This window comes from Paenibacillus sp. JNU01 (genome assembly GCF_059130585.1).
This window is the reverse complement of sequence record NZ_CP169723.1, coordinates 3,821,934-3,844,077: the sequence shown is the minus strand read 5'-3', so window position 1 is coordinate 3,844,077 and position 22,144 is coordinate 3,821,934. Positions and strand designations below refer to the sequence as shown.

Annotated in this window: 18 protein-coding genes; 12 read left to right on the top strand and 6 right to left on the bottom strand. The window is 46.0% G+C overall.

The genetic code is table 11. The annotated features are described in order from the left end of the window. Positions 1–146: 146 nt before the first annotated feature. A complete protein-coding gene (locus tag NLBNIHML_RS16700; protein WP_494352360.1) occupies positions 147–2,015 on the bottom strand; it encodes an AbfB domain-containing protein in 1,869 nt (622 codons plus the stop codon). A gap of 192 nt (positions 2,016–2,207) precedes the next feature. Between NLBNIHML_RS16700 and NLBNIHML_RS16695 the strand changes: the two genes are divergently transcribed. After that, entirely contained in the window at positions 2,208–2,927 is a 720-nt protein-coding gene (locus NLBNIHML_RS16695; RefSeq protein WP_494352359.1) for an FRG domain-containing protein, read from the top strand. 36 nt (positions 2,928–2,963) lie between these two features. After that, on the top strand, positions 2,964–4,376 hold the full coding sequence (locus NLBNIHML_RS16690) for a DKNYY domain-containing protein (protein WP_494352358.1): 1,413 nt from the start codon (positions 2,964–2,966) through the stop codon (positions 4,374–4,376). A 128-nt stretch (positions 4,377–4,504) separates the two neighbouring features. On the opposite strand, the gene NLBNIHML_RS16685 is transcribed toward NLBNIHML_RS16690, so the two are convergent. Next, the gene (locus tag NLBNIHML_RS16685; RefSeq protein ID WP_339238776.1) at positions 4,505–5,950 is read right to left on the bottom strand and encodes a DEAD/DEAH box helicase; all 1,446 of its coding nucleotides are present in this window, start codon (positions 5,948–5,950) and stop codon (positions 4,505–4,507) included. A gap of 221 nt (positions 5,951–6,171) precedes the next feature. Then, positions 6,172–6,528 (bottom strand): hypothetical protein, encoded by a 357-nt coding sequence (locus NLBNIHML_RS16680; RefSeq protein WP_494352357.1) that lies wholly within the window; start codon positions 6,526–6,528, stop codon positions 6,172–6,174. 430 nt (positions 6,529–6,958) lie between these two features. On the opposite strand from NLBNIHML_RS16680, the gene NLBNIHML_RS16675 reads away from it, so the two are divergent. Both NLBNIHML_RS16675 and NLBNIHML_RS16670 read left to right on the top strand, forming a co-directional pair. Continuing rightward, complete coding sequence (locus NLBNIHML_RS16675) at positions 6,959–7,897, top strand: macrolide 2'-phosphotransferase (RefSeq protein ID WP_494352356.1); 939 nt, start codon at positions 6,959–6,961, stop codon at positions 7,895–7,897. A gap of 43 nt (positions 7,898–7,940) precedes the next feature. Further along, positions 7,941–8,627 carry a hypothetical protein gene (locus NLBNIHML_RS16670; RefSeq protein ID WP_339238772.1) on the top strand — a complete coding sequence of 229 codons (687 nt, stop codon included), beginning with the start codon at positions 7,941–7,943 and terminating at the stop codon, positions 8,625–8,627. A 135-nt stretch (positions 8,628–8,762) separates the two neighbouring features. On the opposite strand, the gene NLBNIHML_RS16665 is transcribed toward NLBNIHML_RS16670, so the two are convergent. Next, positions 8,763–11,060: a 5'-nucleotidase C-terminal domain-containing protein gene (locus tag NLBNIHML_RS16665; RefSeq protein ID WP_494352355.1), complete on the bottom strand. Its 2,298-nt coding sequence runs from the start codon at positions 11,058–11,060 to the stop codon at positions 8,763–8,765. 252 nt (positions 11,061–11,312) lie between these two features. Between NLBNIHML_RS16665 and NLBNIHML_RS16660 the strand changes: the two genes are divergently transcribed. After that, positions 11,313–12,275, top strand: coding sequence for an endo-1,4-beta-xylanase (locus NLBNIHML_RS16660; RefSeq protein WP_339238770.1), 963 nt, complete (start codon positions 11,313–11,315; stop codon positions 12,273–12,275). Positions 12,276–12,410: 135 nt separating this feature from the next. On the opposite strand, the gene NLBNIHML_RS16655 is transcribed toward NLBNIHML_RS16660, so the two are convergent. Together NLBNIHML_RS16655 and NLBNIHML_RS16650 are read right to left on the bottom strand one after the other, a co-directional pair. Then, positions 12,411–13,748 carry a glycoside hydrolase family 30 protein gene (locus NLBNIHML_RS16655; protein ID WP_494352354.1) on the bottom strand — a complete coding sequence of 446 codons (1,338 nt, stop codon included), beginning with the start codon at positions 13,746–13,748 and terminating at the stop codon, positions 12,411–12,413. Positions 13,749–14,059: 311 nt separating this feature from the next. Further along, the gene (locus NLBNIHML_RS16650; protein WP_494352353.1) at positions 14,060–15,577 is read right to left on the bottom strand and encodes a leucine-rich repeat domain-containing protein; all 1,518 of its coding nucleotides are present in this window, start codon (positions 15,575–15,577) and stop codon (positions 14,060–14,062) included. A 372-nt stretch (positions 15,578–15,949) separates the two neighbouring features. Between NLBNIHML_RS16650 and NLBNIHML_RS16645 the strand changes: the two genes are divergently transcribed. From NLBNIHML_RS16645 to NLBNIHML_RS16615, 7 genes are all read left to right on the top strand, one after another. Further along, a complete protein-coding gene (locus NLBNIHML_RS16645; protein ID WP_339243251.1) occupies positions 15,950–16,840 on the top strand; it encodes a diacylglycerol/lipid kinase family protein in 891 nt (296 codons plus the stop codon). Between the two features lie 147 nt (positions 16,841–16,987). Continuing rightward, positions 16,988–17,905 carry an aldo/keto reductase gene (locus tag NLBNIHML_RS16640; RefSeq protein ID WP_494352352.1) on the top strand — a complete coding sequence of 306 codons (918 nt, stop codon included), beginning with the start codon at positions 16,988–16,990 and terminating at the stop codon, positions 17,903–17,905. Between the two features lie 273 nt (positions 17,906–18,178). Continuing rightward, entirely contained in the window at positions 18,179–19,561 is a 1,383-nt protein-coding gene (locus NLBNIHML_RS16635; protein ID WP_339238767.1) for a transcriptional regulator, read from the top strand. Between the two features lie 245 nt (positions 19,562–19,806). Then, complete coding sequence (locus tag NLBNIHML_RS16630) at positions 19,807–19,977, top strand: aspartyl-phosphate phosphatase Spo0E family protein (protein WP_494352351.1); 171 nt, start codon at positions 19,807–19,809, stop codon at positions 19,975–19,977. A gap of 99 nt (positions 19,978–20,076) precedes the next feature. Further along, on the top strand, positions 20,077–20,457 hold the full coding sequence (locus tag NLBNIHML_RS16625; RefSeq protein ID WP_339238765.1) for a GntR family transcriptional regulator: 381 nt from the start codon (positions 20,077–20,079) through the stop codon (positions 20,455–20,457). Then, a complete protein-coding gene (locus NLBNIHML_RS16620; RefSeq protein ID WP_494352350.1) occupies positions 20,454–21,329 on the top strand; it encodes an ATP-binding cassette domain-containing protein in 876 nt (291 codons plus the stop codon). The genes NLBNIHML_RS16625 and NLBNIHML_RS16620 overlap by 4 nt, the downstream gene beginning before the upstream one ends. Then, a complete protein-coding gene (locus NLBNIHML_RS16615) occupies positions 21,326–22,024 on the top strand; it encodes a hypothetical protein (protein WP_339238763.1) in 699 nt (232 codons plus the stop codon). Before NLBNIHML_RS16620 ends, NLBNIHML_RS16615 begins: the two co-directional genes overlap by 4 nt. Positions 22,025–22,144: the final 120 nt, after the last annotated feature.

Here is a 22,144-nt window from a genome sequence, read left to right as displayed (position 1 = left end):
CCCATCGGAGTAGGCTTTTTTGCATATATTCTATAATTTATTGTAATTCATGCAGCGTTTGTGTCTCCGGCACGTTATGCCTCCCATTGCTTCGCGCAACCCACCAAACCTGGCTAAGCCTAAATTTTCATCTCCAATTCATTTTCTTAGAAATTAGTCCGCCCAAACGTGGCATCACCCTTCACTGTTGCGCTGCTAGTTGCATTGACAGCATCCAACTGCAGTACATAATCATAATGCCGGATGTAATATCCTGGCTGACTGTATGATTGAAGGGAAACTTTGGTGCTGTCAGCCCAACCAGGGCTGCTTAAAAACGTGGCATCTCCCTTGTAGGCAGTGGTGTCGGCGTAGGCTTCAAGTACAATTTTGTTGCTGGCGTTGCGCTTCAGAAAGTAGCCGGGGAAGTTGATGGATTCTAGTGAAATTCCCGTGGAACTCGCTAGACCCGGTACGACACGGAACTGGGAGTCCAGCGCAGGAGAGACATTAGCGTCAATCCGTGCGATGTAGTTGGCATGACGGATGTATCGATCCGGAACGTTGTGTGAACTGAAGCGGCTGTACCCTGTGGCTTCCGGTGTGGCTGGACCCAACATTTTGACCTCGTGCAGGGTTGGGGTGTACCAGTTCCCTGGATTATTCCACAAGACGGCGTTCACCATATTAATTCGGACATAACGTGCGGTGAAATGCACAGCGTCCGTGGTGAAACCATAGGTCAGATTGTTGGTGCGATCCAATGTGGAGTAATTGATACCATCGTTGCTAATTTCGATTTTATATTTGTAGTACCCCTCGGAACCTTTATACATAAACCAGGACGTATCGATCTCCGTGATCGTCTTCGGTGCGCCGAAGTCCACCTGCCACCATGCAGGCCAGCTATTGGAGGAAGCTACCCAAGACGTCTGGTAGTTCCCGTCATTGACGTTGGATGCGGATGAGCCGGAGGCTGTGGAGATGGCGGTAGCTGTTTTGCCTTGTGCATGGTTGACGAGAACAGGTGGGGTTAAGATGCCTGTCGCTGCATCGATATTCCACGTTGTATACCACTCTAGTGATGCTGTTCCATTCGAATCATTCAAGGTTAGCGGTAGCCAGATATGTTTGTGCTCTCCAATACTCATGGGGTTCCAGCGGTCTGCCATGTAGATGTAGGATGTGGTGCTGCTGCCTGTAATCGTGGCAATATCATGAATCTGCGAACCGAAGGCAGATGGATTGCCATATGGTGTAAGTGCAGTCCACGGGCCCGCCATGGAAGTTGCTGTAGCATATGCCCCCTGATTCGGATACCAGCCAGCGGCTTGGGAGGTGAAGAGGTAGTAACGGTTTCCTTTTTTCACAACGGCAGGCGCTTCGCGGTAGGCATTCTCGAACAGCCAGCCTTCGAAGGATTGTATTCCGGTGTAACTTGCATTCATTTTGAAAATAGCCATCGAATCATTGGCACCGCCATTTTTGCGTGAAGCAGTAACCAGATAACCTGTGCCATCTGTATCAACAAAGACGTTCATGTCACGGGATTCATAATTGAGTGGGCGGAAGCTGCCCTCATAGGTGAATTTGCCATTTGGGGTATTGCTCGTTGCCACCGCTACACGCCCGAGGTTGTAGTCTGTGCCATTCTCATAGTGTGCCCAGAGCACATACTGGTTGGTTGATGCATTATAGATGACTTTGGGGCGTTCAATCTTGCTGGAGGCCAGCTCGGTTGCGGAATCTTTCGTCAGGATGGCGTTGCTGAAAGTCCAGTTCTTCAGATCGGTGGAGGTGTAGACGTTCACGCTGTCGAATCTGCCGCCCACCGCATGTTCACCGTACAGATAATACATCGAACCTACCTGTAGAATGTTGCCGCTGTTCGCATGGATGGGATTGCCTGCGGTGTCGAGCCAATCGGTACCGTTGGTTATCGTGACACTTGCTGCGCTTGTTCGTTCAGGATGAAGTCCAAACAGGGTGAACGTGAGTGCAAAAATCAGTAACCAGACCGCTTTCCTGTTACCCATAGCATGCACCTCCCAGAAGATAAAAACAGAATATAACGCTTTCATATATATTCTAGTTCGGCTACACTCTTTGACAAGTGAACAATCCATGCATTGCTGAACTAAGAGGTTTTTTTACCTGTTCTAGCGGTGAGAGCGGTGAAGAGAGCGGATCGTTAAAGTAGAAAAGAGATGCCAGAGGAGTTGAAGACCGTGCGTAATACGATGTGCTATGAGGTTCAATCACTAGATGAGTATCTATTCCTTATGGAGGAGCTACAGCTTACGGAGGGGCAGTATTATTTTCGTGGAGAGAATCGCAGGTATCCCTCGTTAAGTTCATCCTTGTTACGTCCCCGGTTCGCCCGATTGTTGCGGGATAATCCTGCTTATTACGAAGAGACCGTGAACGGCTATATTCACGATCGGGCGAGTGATGCAGGAGCTTGGGAACGTGAATACACGCTGGCATGGTGCCATCATGAAGGGTTGCCTACCAACTTGCTGGAGTTAACGCGTTCTCCGTTACGTGCCCTGTATTATGCGTGTATTTCCCGATCGGATCAACATAGGCAGGAAGAAGAGGGGGTTGTGTACGGGTTTGCTCAAGAAGATACGAAGGACATCACGGGAATGGTCTCCGCTCCAACAGATGCCCGCCTGAACAGGGATAGTCTGTTGATTGGCATGGATCATAATGCAGAGCTCCATCTGGAGCAGCTTCCCTATCTTACCTGTCAGGTACCTTACAAATATGAGGGATCTGATGAAGAAGGTGGTTTATATTTCTATCAGCTGTTTCAGCTGCTGCCTACACCGGGTGATGAGCTGCCCCATGAATTAATCCAGCAGCTTTACACGCCGGCGTTCACGATTAAAGTGGCCCATCAGGATCAGATTTTGCGTGCGTTGCAACGTTCAGGTAACCTATGATGAATATGATCCTATATGGTTGGGAGTGAATACGTTATGGACACATTAATTGCGGATGAAGACCTTCAGGTGATCGTACATGTGAATGATAATGGAGAGAGAACGACGATAACAGGAGGCATTACCACTCGGGATTTTGAAGTCATCTCTACGTATGCAAAGGGATGGCTGACATTCGCGTATCTCCGTGATCGTCAAGGAATATGGTGGTTCAATGCCCGCAAAAACAAGGCGAGTTTATTCAGCCGGGATACGGAAGCTTTTCGTGTGATTGATGAAGATTACTGCTGCGATTCCGAATACGTCTATCTGGAAGATCAGGCTGTGCCTGACTCCGATCCAAACAGCTTTCGTCTGTTGCCGAACACGCCCTACTTTGCTCAGGACCAACGTTATCTCTATGTGAAGAGCAGCACGCATTTTCATCTATTTGAGGATATTGATACGAATGCTGTGATTGCTCATCACAACTATTGTACCGACAAGGATCATCTGTTCCATCTGTCCAGTTCTCTTCGCTATGCGAATGGTGAAAAGGATGAGGTAAGAGAATGGTTGCGTGAACATCATCCCGACGTACCTGGCTGGTGGCAACCTGATTATGACCACAGTGCTGACGGAGCTGTGCAGATCACAGGCAATTGGTTTGAGACTGCGTCGTCCATTTTTTATAAAACAGAATGGGGCGGTACGGCTCATCGGGAGGCGAAGGAAGTGTATAATCTCGTTCGGGATGTGCATAGGTCTACCTTTGAACCGTTGGATGAGCAGTTTGCACGGGACCGGGAACGTGTATACTTTCAGTGGCGCACTGTAAAAGGAGCAGATCCAGATACTTTCCAGCCACTAGGCGGACCCTTCGGTCGTGATGACAATCATGTGTATTACAACGGATACCCTGTCGACGAGGCAGATGCCCGACAGTTTGAAGTGTTTGCCGGGACGGAGCATCTTGGACTTTCCAAGGATCAGCAACATGTGTATCGCGCCGAGGTTGTGCGGACAAGCCAGCCTTTCGGTCATCCAGATGATATGCTTCAGATAATCAAGGGGGCAGATGCATCAACATTTGAGTTAATAACCCCTTCCGGAAGCTGGGCGGTGGATGCCAATCGGGTGTATCTATGGGGTAAACCCAATAAACATATCGATCGTGCGAGCTTTACACATCTATTCGATGCCTATCCCCAGAGCTGGGCTATGGATCAGAAAAGCCTATACAATGCCAATGGAAACCGCGCGGTAAAGGGTGTGAACGGCAGTACATTTGTGATGCTGAATCCATATTGGGGCAAAGATGATCGTGTGGTGTTCAGCTTTGTGACGGGGAGTGTATATAAGTCGGGAGATGCAGCGACGTTTCAGGTTACAGATGTGATCGGTGGTGCAGAAGATGCACTATTTCGTTATGTGGTAGAAGGCGGTGCAGTACGGAAAAAGAAGAGGTGAATTGAGCGGTTAGAGAGTTCTAGAACAGCAGAGTCATATATCGAAAAGAGAAAAAAAGGGATGGCAGACTTAGAAAAGAGTCCACTATCCCTGTTTGAATTCCTATTTATTTGGCAACATTCACCAACCTACTTATGACCTTTACGAACCTTGAGCTGCATCTTTTTGATCGTTGTATTCTGCATAAGCTCCAGTACGAGTGGTCCTTTGCCATTCAGAATCTCCACATCTGTTACATTGTCTTGAATGGTAATGATACCGATATCGTCTGCAGCAACTCCTTCAAGCTTGGCGATGGTACCTACAAAGTCTACTGCACGAAGTTTCTTTTTCTTGCCTCCGTTGAAGTTCAGCTTCATGATCTGTTGGTTTAACTGTTCGCGCTTGTCCTTTTTACGTTCAGGCACGATCTTCAATCGCTTCTCAAAATCTTCTCTGCGGCGATCCACAGCTTCCTCGGAAGGAGCTTTCACAACAGGGATTTCGAAGCCGATATAGGATTCAATCTCGGCCAGACGTCGGCCATCTTTCGGTGTAATCAACGTAATGGCTTTACCTGTTTTGCCTGCGCGTCCCGTACGGCCTGTGCGGTGAACATATCCCTCTTTTTCCAAAGGAATATCGTAGTTGATGACATGAGTAATATTGGTGATATCAATACCGCGTGCAGCTACATCCGTTGCGATCAGATAACGGAATTGTCCGCGTCTGAAGGCATTCATGACTTCGATCCGCTCATCCTGCTCCATGCCACCATGGATACGATCTGCTGGATAATCCAAGTCAGCCATGACCCGGAACAGTTTATCTACATTCTCCTGCGTACGGCAGAACACGATGCAGCTATCCGGATTTTCCACAATGAACAAGTCCTGAAGCAGCGCGGTTTTGTTCACCTCTGGCACGTGAATCACAGCATGTTCGATGGTGGCTGTTGTCAGTCCACTTGCTTTGATCTCGATTTCCACTGGCTTGTTCATGTATTTTCGTGACAGCTTGGCTACATCTTCAGGGAACGTAGCGGAGAACAACATCGTCACTCGCTCCTGCGGCAGTTTCTGAATAATCGCTTGTACCGTCTCAATGAAGCCCATATTTAACATCTCATCGGCCTCGTCAATGACGAGATAGGCGATCCGATCGAGTGGCAGCGTGCCGCGTTCGATATGATCCAGTACCCGACCTGGCGTACCTACAGCGACATGTGTTCTTTGTTTTAACTCGGCTTTTTGGATATGAAAAGGGGACTGTCCGTATAGTGCGGTTGCTTTAATACGCTTAAAGCGGCCGATATTTGTAATATCTTCGTTAACCTGCAAAGCCAGTTCCCGGGTTGGTGTAAGAATCAAAGCCTGTGGCTTATTTTCATTCCAATCTACCAGCTCGCAGAGCGGAATGCCGTAGGCAGCTGTTTTACCGCTACCCGTCTGTGATTTCACCACAAGATCCTGATTCTCCAGTGCTACCGGAATAACTTTAGTTTGCACCTCGGTTGGTGTCTCATAGCCCAGACTGTCCAGTGCTTTTACGATCTCTTCACCAAGTCCATAATCTTTAAATTGTTGCTCGCTCATCGTTTACCTCTTTTGCGTTAGTTTTTGTACAATTATTGCACCGTACATTTATCGTATACCTTTTCATTATACTCTATATGCAGGCAGGCTAACGGAGTAAATGCATCAAGTGATTAAATTGTTTTCATCCATTCCGATATGAGGAGTAAAGGGGTTGCTGTTCGTAGGTGTATCATAACGTTCCACGTGAAACGAAATGTATCGGTGGATTTTGCTGTTTGTTAATGAATTACCATTTTTACAGCCTGGGTTTGGGGAGGGTAAGATTGAGCGATTATTCCACCAATCCATACGTCTGCACTTCGACCAACGAGTGTCTCATCCAAAGAGACGGTGACAGTCTCTCCTTCGATGATGAGTTCAGCATCCGTGTTGAGCGAGATGAAAATCGGTCCTGATTCAACACCTCCATCTTCTTTATTCTCGATGAGTACCTGACCTCTTTCTTCCTCAAAATCCGTAATCATTCCTCGCACATGTGGCTTATCTTCCCCCTGTTCCTCGGATTTCTCTGCGCATCCGAGCGTTAGCAGAAGTAAGATAACTGGCAATAAGGACAACCTTCGTACAATGGACATCGAGTTGTTCACCTCTCATCCTTTCTGATTAGATCTATAAACTATGGACGTTACCTGAGACGCACAAGTTCCTGTATATCAATAAAAAGAACCAAAAATATTCCATTCGGTCTGGAACTGGGATATGGAATATGTTAGCATATGGGTAACTTATTGAACGGAGGGATACGTGTGCTAAATTTTTCCCGATTGAGATAGTTTGGCGAGATGTTTGTTTCGCTTGCTGTTTTCTGCCTGTGTGGAGCTCATCGGGATTGGTTTGCCATTGTACACGTATGCCGCTAGTCATGAAAGAATCACTCTGTGAAGGGGTTCTTTGATGTACTACTATTTTTTTGTGAGCATTCGGGTATGCCAATATCCAAAATGAACTGCACAGGCGAACATGTCTGTGTTTTTTAGTTTATCCAGGAAAAGGGGAGTGCCTGATATGACAAAATCGAAATCAAATGAACATTTGGCAATTCAAAATGAACTAATATCTTTAGCCGAACAGAACGGGCTAATTATGGATAAGGAGTCCTTGGAGATTAACGAGTCGGGTATGGATTTTCGTGTAGCATTCGCCACGGATGAAGAAGACCGCAGATGGGTTCTGCGCCAGCCGCGACGTGAAGACGTATGGGAGCGAGCCGAGAATGAGCGCAGGGTGCTGGATGTAGTCCGAGGCAGTATACCCGCACAAGTACCCGATTGGCGGATCTGTACGCCAGAGTTGATCGCTTATCCTTTACTAGATGGTGATCCGATTGCAGTTGTCGATCCTGCAGGGGGAGGTTATGTCTGGCAATTCCCCCAGGAAAGTTTATCTGATACGTTTCTCGATTCCTTGGCTGTGAACCTCGTCGCGCTGCATAACATCGATCCACACGAGGCGAAGAAAGGTGGAGTACGGATCAAAACACCTATGGAAGCTCGCAAGGAATTTGCAGCCAATATAGAAGAGGTTAAGCAGAATTTTACGGTGCCAACCGAACTGGTTGAACGTTGGACGATATGGCTGTCTGTAAGTAGCTATTGGCCGCAGCACTCAGCGTTCATCCATGGTGATCTGCATCCGCCGCATATTATTGTCGATAAGGAACAACGCGTAACTGGACTTATTGACTGGACGGAAGCGGAGATTGCTGACCCGGGTAAGGATTTCGTCATTTACTATGCACTCTTTCAGGAGGAAGGACTGCGTGACCTGTTGAGACGTTATGAGAAGGCAGGAGGAAGAACATGGCCCCGGATGCTGGAGCATATTCGAGAGCAATGGGCAGCCTATCCTGCGATTGTTGCCAAGTTTGCACTAATTACAGGCAAGGAGTCGGACATGGAGATGGCGAGAGGCATGCTCGCAAACTGGGATGTGAAGAGGGGCTGAGCTTGAAGGTATATATCAACCATATCAGGTAAGGGGTGGATGTATGGCACGATTCCGAATGATATGTTGGCTAACAAGTATTGCATTGCTGGTTAGTCTAATGGGATGTACAACTCTGTTTGTCAATTCAAGTGATCGTGCGGAGAACGTGCTCTCCCAAGAGCGAATGAAGGAACTACGTGAGGAATATCCACTATCTACGAACACCCCCGCGACGATATCCATGAGAGAAGTAAGCTTTAGAGAGGTCATGACATATGGGGATAGCGTTGTTGTGGCAGAGGTAATGAAAATTTTGCCAAGCTTTAGTGTGGAGCTGAGTACTGAACCGGGCACACCTGAAAGAATGATGGCTGATAAGGATAAAGCTAATGGAATGACACCATACCAACCTAAATTCATTTCCTATGAAGTGAAGGTACATGAAGTAGTAACAGGAGCTGATGTACCGAAGGATACTTTTTTATTTTACAACGCTGACTTCGCAGGTGTGGAGCCTGAACTTAAACCAGGTATGGAGATTATCGCTGTAGTCAAAAAGGGGACGACCGGGAAACAGGTGGATGGATATTCGTTCACCCGCTACGGCACGTATTATATTGTCGATGGTGACTACGTACTTGCCGCCTACGAGGGGGAGTCGGAGGAATTACGTGATTTTACGGAAAAAACAAATGGCATACAGCTGGACTCTTTCATGGATAAAATTAAGAACTTGCCATCAGGCTAAATGTCTTCATTCCCACAGAGCAGTAGAGGAGAGGCAATACGCATAAACATTGGTTGACATAGCAAAGGGCGATCCTGACCATGATTTCCATGGGAGAATCGCCCTTTTTTCGTTAAGCGTGGTGCGTAACGATTGCTATTTCAAAATGCTCACATATTTCCCGTATACGAATGCTACACGTCCATCGATTTTCACTTTGACCCAGCCATATTTGTCTGTACTAATTACCTCAAGCAGGGTGCCTTGCGGTACGGCAGCAATAACTTTGGCTTTGGATGAAGCGCCAGCGCGTACGTTCAGGTAAGCCGCTGTAACCTTGGCTTGTTTACCTTTGGTGATGCTACCCGGTTTACCCGTGTTTGGTGTTGAAGGTTTACCAGGTTTCGACGTGCCTGGAGTCGGTGTTGGTTTAGGTACGGTTGGTGTTGTCGGTTTCTCAGGTGTAGGTGTTGTCGTACCACTATCGCCACCTGTTGCCGTTTTGCGAGCTTTGTTCAGCTGTTGATAGAATGCTCCCTTGGTTTTCACACCTGCGAATTGCGCTGCACTCACACCTGCTTTGGCGGATAGTGCATCAATCTCTTCTTGCGTCACCGCATCCAAAATGTTAATGGAGGCAATGTTGGTGTACTTGCCATCTTCCGTTGTTGGCACAGACATGATGCCATCGTTAATTAACTCCACCACATCTGCACGTTCTGGTGCAGTCAGGTCTACGCCGGTGATTTTCCAATTGTGCTGAATCTTCGGTTCGTAGACACCTTTCATGACATCTTTCAAATAAGCAATGGACAGGTTGCGAATCGTACCTTGGATCTCACCAAATGCAGAAGCATCCTTGGAGGACCAGAGCTGCTTGAACTTACGTCCTTCCATGGCGCCGCCTTTGGCAATCAGGGCTTCCATTCGGTAGGCATTCATGCCCAGCTTCAACGTATCGTCTTCTTTGACGGCTACACCGTTGCTGTACTTGAGATTCGTAATCCGACTGCCGTATGGCTTGGTCAGGTCAATCTCATACGTTACGCCGCCGAAGAAATCATCGGTGCTGTATTTGGAAGCACGCCGTTTCGGATCAAAGCTTACAGTCACGTCACCCGGACGTGTAGAGTTGAAGTACCCTGCAGACCACTCCATATAATCCATCAGATCCCGTCCGGTTACTTCATACACAGTTACTTCACCAAAGGTATATTGGTAGTTGAACGCAATATCCTTTTTCTTGATCGGGCCTACATCCAGCTTGGCCTTGTCGTTATCAATCTGGTGCGCGACCACATCGGCATCACTGTAATGCAACATCACTTCGGTGAAAAAGTCAGACAAAGGTGTTTCCTGAATCTGCACAGCAGGGATACCCTTAATCTCATCGGCAGGCACCAGGTTCGTGCCTTTCAGTTCAGCCACTTCAATGTTGGCATCGGCACGAGCGAACTCGTGGAACGGGTGCAAGGTCTCTTCCAGCGCAGGATCGGAGACTTCGTATGTTCCGTCGGCTGCTTTTACAGCGAGTGCTCGAGCCTCTTTGCTTTTCAGCACAACTTTGTCGCCGTCTTTGGCAAATGTCAGGTCAATTCGCGAAATATGTGAGCCATATTTATTCGGTTCGGAGATCAATACACCGTTAACCGTTTGGGATTCAATCAGAGTATGCATGTGTCCGGCAAAAATAGCAGCCAGCTCCGGGTTGGCGTTGGCGATATCCGTCACTCCGGTTCCCGGATTTCCGTTCTCGTTATCCAATCCCATATGCATAAGTCCAACCATGACATCGACTTTGCCTTTCAGTTCGGCAATGGCCTTCTTGGTCTCTTCTACAGGATCTTTGACGATGATACCGTCCAGGTGATCCGTACCTTTCTCGAACTCGGTAATCATCGGTGTGTTCATTCCGATGACACCCACTTTGATGCCGTCTTTCTCAATAATCGTATAGGCAGGCATGTAGCGGTCGCCGTTTTCTTTGAAAATGTTACCTACGAGAGGCTGTCCATTGAATTGGGAAGAGATCTTCTCCAGTACGTCCAGTCCAAAGTTAAACTCATGGTTACCCATAACCCATGCGTCATATTTCATTTCATTCATCGCAACCATCATGGGAGATTGAGGTTGATCATTGAATAACTCAGCAGAGTTATCCTGAATCATGTCCCCTGCATCCAGCAGAATCGTATTGGGATTCTCGGCACGCACTTTTTTCACAATGGTATAGAGCTGCGTCATGCTGCCGGTTGGGTTTGGACCGTCCAGAGCATAGTCCCACGGCATAAATCGGCCATGAATATCCGATGTACCCAGCAACGTGATCTTGGTTTCCTTGTCTGCCTCAGCAGCCTGAGCTGGAGTAGAAGCAAAAGGGGCGAACAAAATGGAGGCACATAAAAGGAACGATAAAGGCCATCCGGCGAAACGTTTTGTTGAAATTTTGCGCATGTTGTAATCTCCCTTGTTATCTAGTGTATGTAAAGATATGTGTCATTTTATACTAGATAAACATGTGGTAAATGTAAACTCCAATGTAAGCGTTATGTTGGATTTAAGAGAGAAATCTATAAATATAGCTAACTATTAATTTGCGATTTTTGAAAATAGTATAATTTGCAGGTGTTAAAGACCAAAATTATCCAGTAAAATGGTTTTTGTAAGCGCTTAATAATTCTAAATAATGATTAAGGAGGAATTTCATTGTTCAAGTCCAAGTGGTTCAAGACGGTTGGTTCACTAGCATTGGTAGGCGTTCTCGCTGCTTCGGTTGCAGTTGGTAGTGTGAGCGCTGGTTTGGCAAAAGGTAGCAAATTTTTAGGCAATATTATCGCTAGCCAGGTTCCTTCGAATTTTAGCCCTTATTGGAACCAGGTAACTCCAGAGAACTCCACCAAGTGGGATGCTGTGGAAGGTACACGCAACGTGATGAACTGGGGTCAGGCAGATATGGCCTACAACTATGCGGTCAACAACAATTTTCCGTTCAAATTCCATACGCTCGTATGGGGAAATCAGCAGCCAAACTGGATTAACAGTCTCTCTGCCGCAGATCAGAAGGCTGAAGTTACACAATGGATTAACGCCGCAGGCCAGCGGTATCCGAAGGCAGCATATGTGGATGTCGTCAATGAGCCGCTTCATGCCAAGCCTTCTTATCGCAACGCGATTGGTGGAGATGGGGCCACTGGCTGGGATTGGGTCATCTGGTCATTCCAGCAGGCGAGACAAGCCTTCCCTAACGCCAAATTGTTGATCAATGAATACGGAATTATCGGTGATCCGGCTAAAGCGGACCAATATATCCAGATTATCAACCTTCTGAAAAACAGAGGTCTAGTGGATGGTATTGGTATCCAAGCACATTACTTTAATATGGACAACGTCTCTGTGAGTACGATGAACACAGTACTGAATAAGCTGGCTGCGACAGGTCTGCCGGTCTATGTATCCGAACTGGATATGACGGGCGATGATAATACGCAGTTGCAGCGCTATCAGCAGAAATTCCCTGTACTGTGGAAGCATGCTGCTGTTAAAGGCGTAACACTGTGGGGCTACAACCAGAACCAAACATGGGTAAACGGTTCGCATCTGGTTAATAGCAACGGTACAGAACGTCCAGCGCTGCAATGGTTGAGAAATTATCTGGCGAACAACCCTTAAGCGTGCATTTTGACGAGTCTGAGTTTCCCTTGTGAAATTCGTTATTATATAACACCAAATAGCGCCTGTTCCACATGTTAAGCATGGGAATATGGCGCTATTGGTGTGAGTATGCTTTGTTTCAACTGAGGTTTGTTACTTCGGTTGAATAACCATGCTGTTGAAGGAATCAGCTTCCAACTCCAGACGAAGGGTGTGTCCTTCATATGCCAGATACAAGTCGCGACGATCCTGAAATGGATTGTTGATGACAATGACGAGACTGTTATCCGGGTTGCGGAAAGCCACAGATTTACCGCTCCAGGCCCCAGACAGGCCGACTCTTCGAGCACCAGGGACCACATGATGAGCGAAGTGTTTCATCACATAATACTCCGGGTTTCGAGTAACCTCCTTATTGTCCGGATCTACGGTCATCATGGAGTTCTGCTCCCAGCCCCATGTGCTGCGGCCTTTCGGTTCCAGAACCATGTTCCAGTAGATGTACGCGTTCACGCCGTTGCTGAAGTAATGCTGGTAGAGGTTATATACGTATTTGGCGTAGTTCCATGAGTTGTTGCCATCGCCGCATTCGTTCTCGGTCTGCATATAACGTAGCTCCGGATAACTTGCCGAGGTACGTTGAATGGCATTTTTGCCAGCCCATTGATACCCAACACCTTTGATATAGGAATAGGCCTTTGGATCACTCAGGACAAGTCCGGCGTACTCGTCGAAGTCGTTTGTTTTTTTCTTGATCAATTCTTCCCATGGATCAGGGGCGTTGATCGTGCCCAGCCAGATCTCCGTATCCAGACCGTGTTTGTCAAAAGCCGGCCCCAGATAATCGGCGATAAACTCACGAAGCTGCTCGCCTGTCCACATGCAAGAAGGGAATTTCTGATCTGCAATGACTTCGTTCTGCACATGCACCTGATGAATCGTAATGCCTGCTTCACGGTAAGCCTGTACGAATTTTACGAAATACAGGGCGTAAGCATCCAGAATATCTTTCTCCCAACGAAGTGTGCCGTAGTTATAGGCTTTGGGCGACTTCATCCATGTTGGCGGGCTCCAAGGGGAGGCGAAGAATTGCAGGTTCGGGTTATAACGCAGAGCTTCCTTGATGTAGGGAATGAGATATTTGAAATCACGTTCGATCGAAAAATGTTCCATGGCCACGTCGCCGTCCACCTCGTTGTGGCTGTACCACTGCTCCGCATAATCACTTGCGCCGATGGGCAAGCGGCAGATGTTAAACTTGTGCTCACCCTCCGGATGGAAGAGGGAATGAAATACCTCATGGCGCTGCTCCTCGCTCAAGTGAGACAGAGCCATATAACCAAGCTCGTTGAAACATCCGCCGAATCCTTCCACAAGCTGATGCTGCTCACCCGTGAGTTTTAAGTTAGCGCTTTCATTTGTTGACGCAAAAGATAACTCTTTCCATGGACTATCTTGGGTTGTTGAATAACCAGTGAACGTAAATGTCATATGATTTTCCTCCTCGCGTGGACTCCAGCTGTCATCTATATTACGTTCAGTATAACAACTCTCGCGGCAAAAGAAGATATGCTAAACCGTGTAAAATTTGCCCTAATCCGAGATAGAATGTTACAAGTTCATGCTCGTATAAACAGTTGGTACGGTGCATTTACTTATGATTGATTCTATCCATATACCACTATCCAATGTCGTAGCACTATTGTCATAACACATGAAAAATCCCCGCTGATCGTTCAAGGCGGGGACTTTGCTATGTTTCTCATATTCTCTTATGGCTGAAATTGAACGTGAGATACGACTTAAGGCTGTACACGATCACCGAGCTGTTTATTTTCAAAAATCAGAATCGTTTTACTGCTACCGATGTAACCAACAGAGGCATTGAATTGCTCTGAAATGAAGCGAACCGGAACAAAAGCTTTGCCATTTCTCATCATTAGAGGAGCATCATTGATCGCAAGTGTATCGTCCACGATAACCTGCTTGTTGCCCACGCTCCATCGTATCGTTTTGTCATTCTGTGTGATCACGGCTTCGCGCGTACCGCTGTTCCAGTTCACACTGGCGTTTAATTGCTCCGAGACAAAGCGCAGAGGCACATAGGTCCGCCCTTCATCGATAAAAGGTGCAGCATCCAGTGCATAAGCACGATCTCCTACATAGGCAGTGGTAGACCCTTCCATTAGACGCTGGAAGCCGCCTTGCGGCGTCCGTTTCTGCTCCCGCACATTCATCCGGTTCAGAATCTGCATCGTCTGACTGCCACTTGTGACATCCAGATAATTGTTCTGCACGGTAAGCCCCGCAGGCTCAACCTCTGAGACAGATGTCTGAATACCTGAGGATAATAAGGTGGACGCTGAGATATCCTGAATGGCGTTCGTCGCAGACTGATCACGGGTAAACGTAAAACCTGCAATCGGTGTCAGGTCCCACACCCGGTTGTTGGATAATTTTAATACGTCCAAACTTGATAGTTGCCGAAGAGGTTCCAGATCATAGATCTGATTGGATTCTGCATTCAGTTCCTTCAGACCAGTCAGTCCCTCAAGCCCCTTGAGGTGTTGTACTTGGTTACCAGAGATATCAAGTGTCCGAAGCCGTGTCAGGTGCTCCAGTGGTGTCAGGTCCGTAATGTGATTGCCTGCTACATTCAGATTCCGCAGGGTATTTGGCAATTCAGCCAGTAGTTCCAGTGTCTGAATCTGGTTGTTTGCAACATTGAGTTGTTGGAGCCGTTTCTTACCCATGAGCGGCGTCAGATCACTAATGGAATTGTTTGAAATCTCAAGCCATTTCAGTGCATCCGTATCCGAGAGGGCTGCAAGACTGGCAATCTGGTTACCGCTGGCGTGGAACGTATGTAATCGGTTGAACCCACGTACAACCTCTATGGATGAAATGGAATTGTTGCTGATATACAGCCGTCCCAAGTCTTTCAATTCAGCAAGTGCGTCTATGGATGTAATGTAATTGTTGCGAACATCGATCTCGCGAAGCTGGGTTAGGTGCTCCAGCGGTGTGAGATCCTCAATCTCATTCCCATATAATCGGAGGTGAGTCAGGTTGGTCGCATATTCCAGACCGGACAGGCTCTGAATACCTGCATTGCTCAGGTCCACCACTTCAAGCTGCTCCAGATCAGATGAAGTCAGTGGAACATCGAGAGGTTTATTCAGTATTAGCTTCAATCCGTCTTCAAGTAAGGGATCCTCAATGATTCCCTCACCCGAGTCTGTAGTTGTGTAAGCCATGGCTTGCCCCGATGCCCCGAGACTTAGGATGAATACTAGAAATAATAGAGTCACTCTTCTCATTGCATGTATTTCCTCCGATTTTTAGAATTATAAAATAATCCGAACGATTGAGTTAGATAAGTATCGCATTTCCACCATAACAGAAGGTTGTTATGCCTACGGAGTGTTGCGTGTAGATTGAACAATTTAATGTATGCAGACTCGGCTAAAAACACATCTATAGTTATTAACCCGTCAACAGGAAAAAGGAACACGAAATTTCATAAGGGGTATTCTCTTACTTCTATTCTATATGAAACAAGTCCTGCTCTGCACTCTTCAGAGACATGTTTATCAAAAAAAATAAAGCATCCCTTGCTGGCCCTATTCAACCCACCCTTGAAACGGGTAAAGATGGAGTAAAGATGCCAATTTGGAGGGGAAGATGTGAGTATGCGCCAAGCCATGATCATTAGCAATCCGTCGTCAGGTAAGGAAGAGGCCGATCAGTATGTGTCTCAAGTCAGAGAAATTCTGGAGTCGCAGCAGTATGAGGTAGTTATTAACGAGACGGCCGGGGAAGGTGATGCGGTGGGCTATTGCCTGAACGCCTGCAAGGATGGCTGTGATCTGGTCATTTCCATCGGAGGCGATGGAACACTGCATGAGACGATTAATGGCATGATGGATCAGAACCATCGTCCCCGATTGGGCATCGTACCTTTAGGTACGGTGAATGATTTTGCACGTGCGCTGAATATCTCGCTTGACCCGGAGGAGGCCATTCGGCAGTTACGTTCGGATCAGACCCATATCGTGGATATCGGGAAAATTAATGATCGTCTGTTTGCCAACGTGGTAGCAGCAGGTTCTTTGGCAGAAGCTCTATTCTCTGTATCCTCGGAAGAGAAGTCGAAGCTAGGTTCATTCGCGTATCTCAAGGAAGGCTTGAAAGACTTGGTGAATACACCAGCCAATCAACTGACCATTGAATATGACGGTCAGATCTGGGAGGGAGAATCTCCTCTTTTTCTGGCGGCGCTGACCAATTCGGTTGGAGGATTCCAGAAGTTGTCACCTGATGCTGAGGTGGACGATGGTTTGATCCATTGTTTTGTTGTTCGCAATATTAGTGTGTTCAACAGCCTGACCCTAGGTACTTCCCTGTTTTTTGGCAATCTGAAGGAGCATAAGGATGTGGATTATTTTACAGCCAAAGAAGTTCATGTTCGCTCAGACGAAGCCATTCGCACGAATGTAGACGGTGAGGAAGGTCCTGACTTGCCTATTCATATCACTGTCCTACCAAGGCATATTGAGGTTATCGTGCCGGAAGAAGTATAACTTCTTCTTTTGATAAGTATAGGCAGGAATCAAGAACCTATCATTTCTCCATATGAATGTAGGATAAATCTATTGAAACCGATTGCAGATGTGTGTCACAATCAAAAGAAGATACACGATAATATTCGAATATGGAGGGAAAACATCTTGAGAACCATTAAATTGGGCAGCAGCACACTTGAAGTACCTGTAGTCGCTGTGGGTTGCATGCGGATTAATTCACTAGACGGTAAGGAAGCTGAACATTTTGTTCGTTCTGCAATGGAAGTTGGAGCGAATTTCTTTGACCATGCTGACATATATGGTACAGGAACATGTGAGGAGATCTTCGCCGAAGCAGTACAGATGAATCCCCAAGTTCGTGAAAATATGATTCTTCAATCCAAATGCGGTATTCGCAAAGGAATGTTTGATTTCTCCAAAGAGCATATTCTGAATTCGGTGGATGGTATTCTTCAGCGTCTGAAAACGGAATACCTTGACGTTCTGCTGCTGCACCGTCCGGATGCTTTGGTTGAGCCGGAAGAAGTGGCTGAAGCCTTTGATCAACTGGAGCGCGAAGGTAAAGTGCGTCACTTCGGGGTGTCCAACCAGAATCCGAACCAGATCGAACTGTTGAAAAAATACGTGAAACAGCCACTGGTTGCCAACCAGTTGCAGATGAGTATTACCAACACAACGATGATTGACAGCGGAATCAACGTGAACATGGAGAACGATGCTGCGGTTAACCGTGATGGCGGCATTCTTGATTATTGTCGTCTCCATGATATCACCATTCAGCCGTGGTCCCCGTTCCAGTACGGATTCTTCGAAGGCGTATTCCTGGGTAGCGACAAGTTCCCGGAATTGAATGCTAAGATCGACGAGATTGCTGCGAAGTATGACGTGAGCAATACAACGATTGCAATCGCTTGGTTGCTTCGTCACCCTGCGCAGATGCAGCCTGTGACAGGCACGATGAATATTGAACGTCTGCAAGATTGTGTAAAAGCAGGAGATGTTCATCTCACTCGTCCAGAGTGGTATGAAATTTATCGTTCGGCAGGTAATATACTGCCTTAAATGCAAGTTATAGTGAGCAAACTGACTAATGAGTCAGTTGAGAGCACGAGCCGATAGATGGCTCGTGTTTTTTGTCTATTTTCAGGTTTGATGCCGAGTACGTTTCCGATATAAAATAAGGATAGGGGTCTGTATTTTAATTAAAGGATTAAAATGTAATTAATACAAATTAGTTGAAATTATTATATTGACCGATACTTTTTAATTACATATAATTACTTTTGCATACCGATAATCCTGTATATGTTTTTTATTTTGGAGGGTGGTGTTCGTTTGGAGCCGACAACCACGATACGCGATCATTTAGAAAGTTATTTGAAGCGTGAACAGATGTCCATTAGTCATTTTTCGGAAACGTCAGGGATTAATTCGGGTACGCTGAGCAATATTTTGAATAAAAATCGGCCTATTGCCATGCAGCAGTTGGATCGCATTACTTCCGCCATGAGACTGGAAGAAGGTTACTTCTATGAGTTATACATAGATGAGTGTTTTGTACATGCAACCCCGGACTGGCGAAGGTTGGGACCGTTCCTTCATCGCTGCGCCGAGTTGGACAAGCTGGACTGTATTGAAGAGGTTATTCGTCTGATGATGGATAATCTGTCCTATATTCCTTTGTTATTTGATGTGGCTGAAGAATTCTACCAAGCCGGTAAATTCAAGCCGGCCATCCTTCTATATGAGAACATCGCTGAAAGCGAGAAAATGCAGCATTCCGAGCGGCTTGCACTCTGTCAGTATCGGCTGTTCAGGTTGGGGCTAACCAATGATCAGCAGCGGAATCTGATTATTGCAGCTCGGTTTGAATACTATGTGGATCGATTGGATGAACGTTATCAGTTGGATGCGCTTAACGAACTCATTAATGCGTTTGGAGCATTGCATAGATGGAACAAGGTTCAGGAGTTATCTGAAAAATTGAAAGTAAAAGCGTCCATTCATTATGAGATGAATGGACGACGGAAACAAGAAGAGACGAAAAGACCCATTGTCTTCTATATTCTTTACTCTTATCTAGCTGCAGGAAGTGCCTGTTATCATTTGAAGGACTACACTGGGGCACTTAACTATGTTTCTTTATATTCGGATAACCGCTGGGTGAGGAACCCGGATCAAGATGAAATGGTCGTTATGAATCAGTTTCAGGAATGGGCTGAAGCTAATCGTTATATATATCATTTAATGGGTGGTCAGTTTGAGGTGTTACCTGATTATCTGGCGTATATTTCAACAAAGGAAAATGAGATATTTCCAGCGCTTTGTGATATTGTAACGGCGGCTAATCGTTATGATAAGGATATTGATCATGTACTTAAACAGTATGAATCCTACTTCACTTATCAGGAACAGAGTAACCGGATTGGTAAAGTGAGCAGACAGGTTACGGATGATCGATATTTACGACTTTTAGCAGATTTGGGCGCATACTATTTAAAGAAGGACGAGTTTCATTTAGGAATAGAATTTGTTCTGGATAGTTTGAGATTTTCTATTGAAATTAGCAGTGGGCGAGGTATGCTTAGAGGTGTCGGACTGTTTGAGCAATACCGGGAATTTGCATCTGAGACGGCGAAACAGCAATACAAAATGATAATTAGTGAGGTGCAGAAACTCAATGAAGAGAAAGTTGGCTTTGCTGATAGCTACCTGTAGTATCGTTGTATTCACCGTAGCTCCTGCTACGGAACCTGTCCCAGACATTAACATCCCGAACCCCGAAATTATGAGACCTGCTGATCATGGATTTGGAACTTAATAAAATGTTAAGAGAAACGCTTCTGATTTATTTCAGAAGCGTTCTTTTTGTGTGTATTCAAGTGGAAGAATAAGTATGTCTTATCTCATATGCGCTTTTGATTGGCATAATACACTAAAATATGACAAAAGGGAGGGGTATTATGGATCACCTGGATTTGATGTCACGGATCGAAGATGCCAGACAGTTGTTATATCGCATGCATATGGAGTACGACAGTCTGCTTCACCCTGAAGTGATCCAGCAATCCGTAGTCCTGGACGGTCTAATTAATCAATACAATAGAACCAAGGTAGAAAAGACGATGAATTAAGTTCGCCTATTTACATTTGCGTTTTTGTATACTATAGTTAGTTACATGAGTAACTAACCGACTAACTAACTAATGAATACGTATGAAAGTTGGAGGCACATGAAATCGACTTTGGATGAATCCCAGCCTATTTTTCATCAGATTGCCACGATGATTATGGACGATATTGTGGAGGGCAGATTGAAGGTGGAAGAACAAGTTCCCTCAACCAATGAGCTGTCACGCTTCTACAACATCAATCCCGCTACAGCCCGCAAAGGACTCCAGGAACTCGTGGACAAGGGGATAATATACAAACAGCGAGGTGTTGGGATGTTTGTTGCGAAGGGAGCAAGAGAAGCCTTGCTCATTGAACGAAAGCAGGATTTTTATGAAGAATACATTAAGCCTTTACTTGAAGAAGCCAGACGTATTCACATGAATGAAGACATGATTATTGATCTGATTCGCGGCAAGCAAGATAAGGAGAGTGAGTTATGATTCATATGGAGCAAGTCAACTACAGTTATCAGAAGACACCCGTTCTGAACCAGGTTACGCTGCATGAGAGTGAGCCAATCATTAGTGCAATCTGGGGAAGAAATGGGGCGGGCAAAACAACCCTGATGAGTATACTCGCAGGGCATAACCGCCCGGACAGTGGAACCGTTCAGATCATGGGTCAAGATCCCTATAATAATCTGGCTGCTCAAGAGCATCTATGTTACATCCAGGAGAATCATCCCTTGGGGAAAAACTGGACGGTTAGTGATATGGTTCAAATGGGGCAATATTTTCATCCACAGTGGAATCAGGAATTGGCGGAGCGGTTAATCGATGTGTTCGAATTACCAGCGAAGAAGAAGATCAATAAATTTTCGAAAGGCATGAAGACGGCCACTCAGATTATATTAGGTCTTGCCAGTCATGCAAAGATAACTATTCTGGATGAACCGACCAATGGGCTCGATGCCGAGAAGCGTAAATTTTTCTATAATACGCTACTGGAAAGTTACGAAGATGACCCGCGTCTGATCCTGATATCCAGTCATCATATTGAGGAGATTCAGCCTTTATGTGAGTCCCTTATCGTTTTGCAAGCCGGAGAGGTGATATTAAATCAGCCTATGGAAGAAATGCGCGAAAAAGGAGTTCTTCTAACAGGGAGAATAGAAGATGTTAGTCGGGTGACAGCAGATGTTAAAGTTATCGAATCTTCCCAGATGGGATCGACTGTGAAAGTGATGATTGATGAGCCCTACTCGAAAATGTGGAAGGATATCGCTCATGCACAGGGGATTTCCATTGAGAAAGCGACATTACAGGATTATTTGGTTAACAGGACCCGTAAACAAGAGGGGGTTAAACCATGAATGCAGTAAAAGGCACCAATCGTTTAATTCAGGATGATATGCGTTTGTATTTGATCATATTTACATCCATCGCTCTAATGCTCACTGTTGTATATCTGGCCATTGGTTTCATATTTGATGTCTCGTATACCACGCAGTTGTTTGGCCCCATGTACGGAGGGATATGCACGTTCGCGATCGGGGGAATCATTACTCTGTTCCCGGTTGCGATTGGTATGGGCAGTACACGAATTCAATTTATGAAATCTTTCTATATGAACTCGGTATGGATGGTTGCAGGTACCATGGCCATTTTACATGTGGTGTATTTCCTCATACACCTGCTTCAGGAAAGTGGTATGGTTGACGTTACCCTCTATCAACCAGGCATGTTGTATTCAAACGAATATCATTTCTTAGCCTACCTATGGATCGATCTGATGTGTGGCTTTCTCGTATTGGGATTCTCTGTCTTCCCAACGGTATGTTGGATGCGATTGGGGTTGCGTAACTTCTTCATTATGTTCTTTGGGGTAGGCTTGGTCATTACGCTGATTATTACATTGGGTGATCTTGGTGAGTTTATGTTGTGGATTGCTGGGATTAATCGCATGACATTGTTTACCGTTCTTGGGTTCATAGGTGGTGCGCTACTTCTCTCTACGTACCCGATGATGAAGAATGCGCCGCTTACCATGAAATCCAAAAGAGACTGACAGCATATTGTTATATGAAGCAACCGGGGCTAATGAAAGTATGCGAAAATTCCTCGAATACCAAAGACACGAGTGCGAACACGCCTCGTGTTTTTGGTATCATCTTAGCTTGCTGACTAC

Coding starts and splice junctions, on each gene's coding strand:
- NLBNIHML_RS16675 (WP_494352356.1), top strand. CDS start 6,959: ATGACAAAATCGAAATCAAATGAACATTTGGCAATTCAAAATGAACTA.
- NLBNIHML_RS16625 (WP_339238765.1), top strand. CDS start 20,077: ATGAAATCGACTTTGGATGAATCCCAGCCTATTTTTCATCAGATTGCC.
- NLBNIHML_RS16680 (WP_494352357.1), bottom strand. CDS start 6,528: ATGTCCATTGTACGAAGGTTGTCCTTATTGCCAGTTATCTTACTTCTG.
- NLBNIHML_RS16685 (WP_339238776.1), bottom strand. CDS start 5,950: ATGAGCGAGCAACAATTTAAAGATTATGGACTTGGTGAAGAGATCGTA.
- NLBNIHML_RS16665 (WP_494352355.1), bottom strand. CDS start 11,060: ATGCGCAAAATTTCAACAAAACGTTTCGCCGGATGGCCTTTATCGTTC.
- NLBNIHML_RS16620 (WP_494352350.1), top strand. CDS start 20,454: ATGATTCATATGGAGCAAGTCAACTACAGTTATCAGAAGACACCCGTT.
- NLBNIHML_RS16615 (WP_339238763.1), top strand. CDS start 21,326: ATGAATGCAGTAAAAGGCACCAATCGTTTAATTCAGGATGATATGCGT.
- NLBNIHML_RS16655 (WP_494352354.1), bottom strand. CDS start 13,748: ATGACATTTACGTTCACTGGTTATTCAACAACCCAAGATAGTCCATGG.
- NLBNIHML_RS16645 (WP_339243251.1), top strand. CDS start 15,950: ATGCGCCAAGCCATGATCATTAGCAATCCGTCGTCAGGTAAGGAAGAG.
- NLBNIHML_RS16700 (WP_494352360.1), bottom strand. CDS start 2,015: ATGGGTAACAGGAAAGCGGTCTGGTTACTGATTTTTGCACTCACGTTC.
- NLBNIHML_RS16650 (WP_494352353.1), bottom strand. CDS start 15,577: ATGAGAAGAGTGACTCTATTATTTCTAGTATTCATCCTAAGTCTCGGG.
- NLBNIHML_RS16670 (WP_339238772.1), top strand. CDS start 7,941: ATGGCACGATTCCGAATGATATGTTGGCTAACAAGTATTGCATTGCTG.
- NLBNIHML_RS16690 (WP_494352358.1), top strand. CDS start 2,964: ATGGACACATTAATTGCGGATGAAGACCTTCAGGTGATCGTACATGTG.
- NLBNIHML_RS16630 (WP_494352351.1), top strand. CDS start 19,807: ATGGATCACCTGGATTTGATGTCACGGATCGAAGATGCCAGACAGTTG.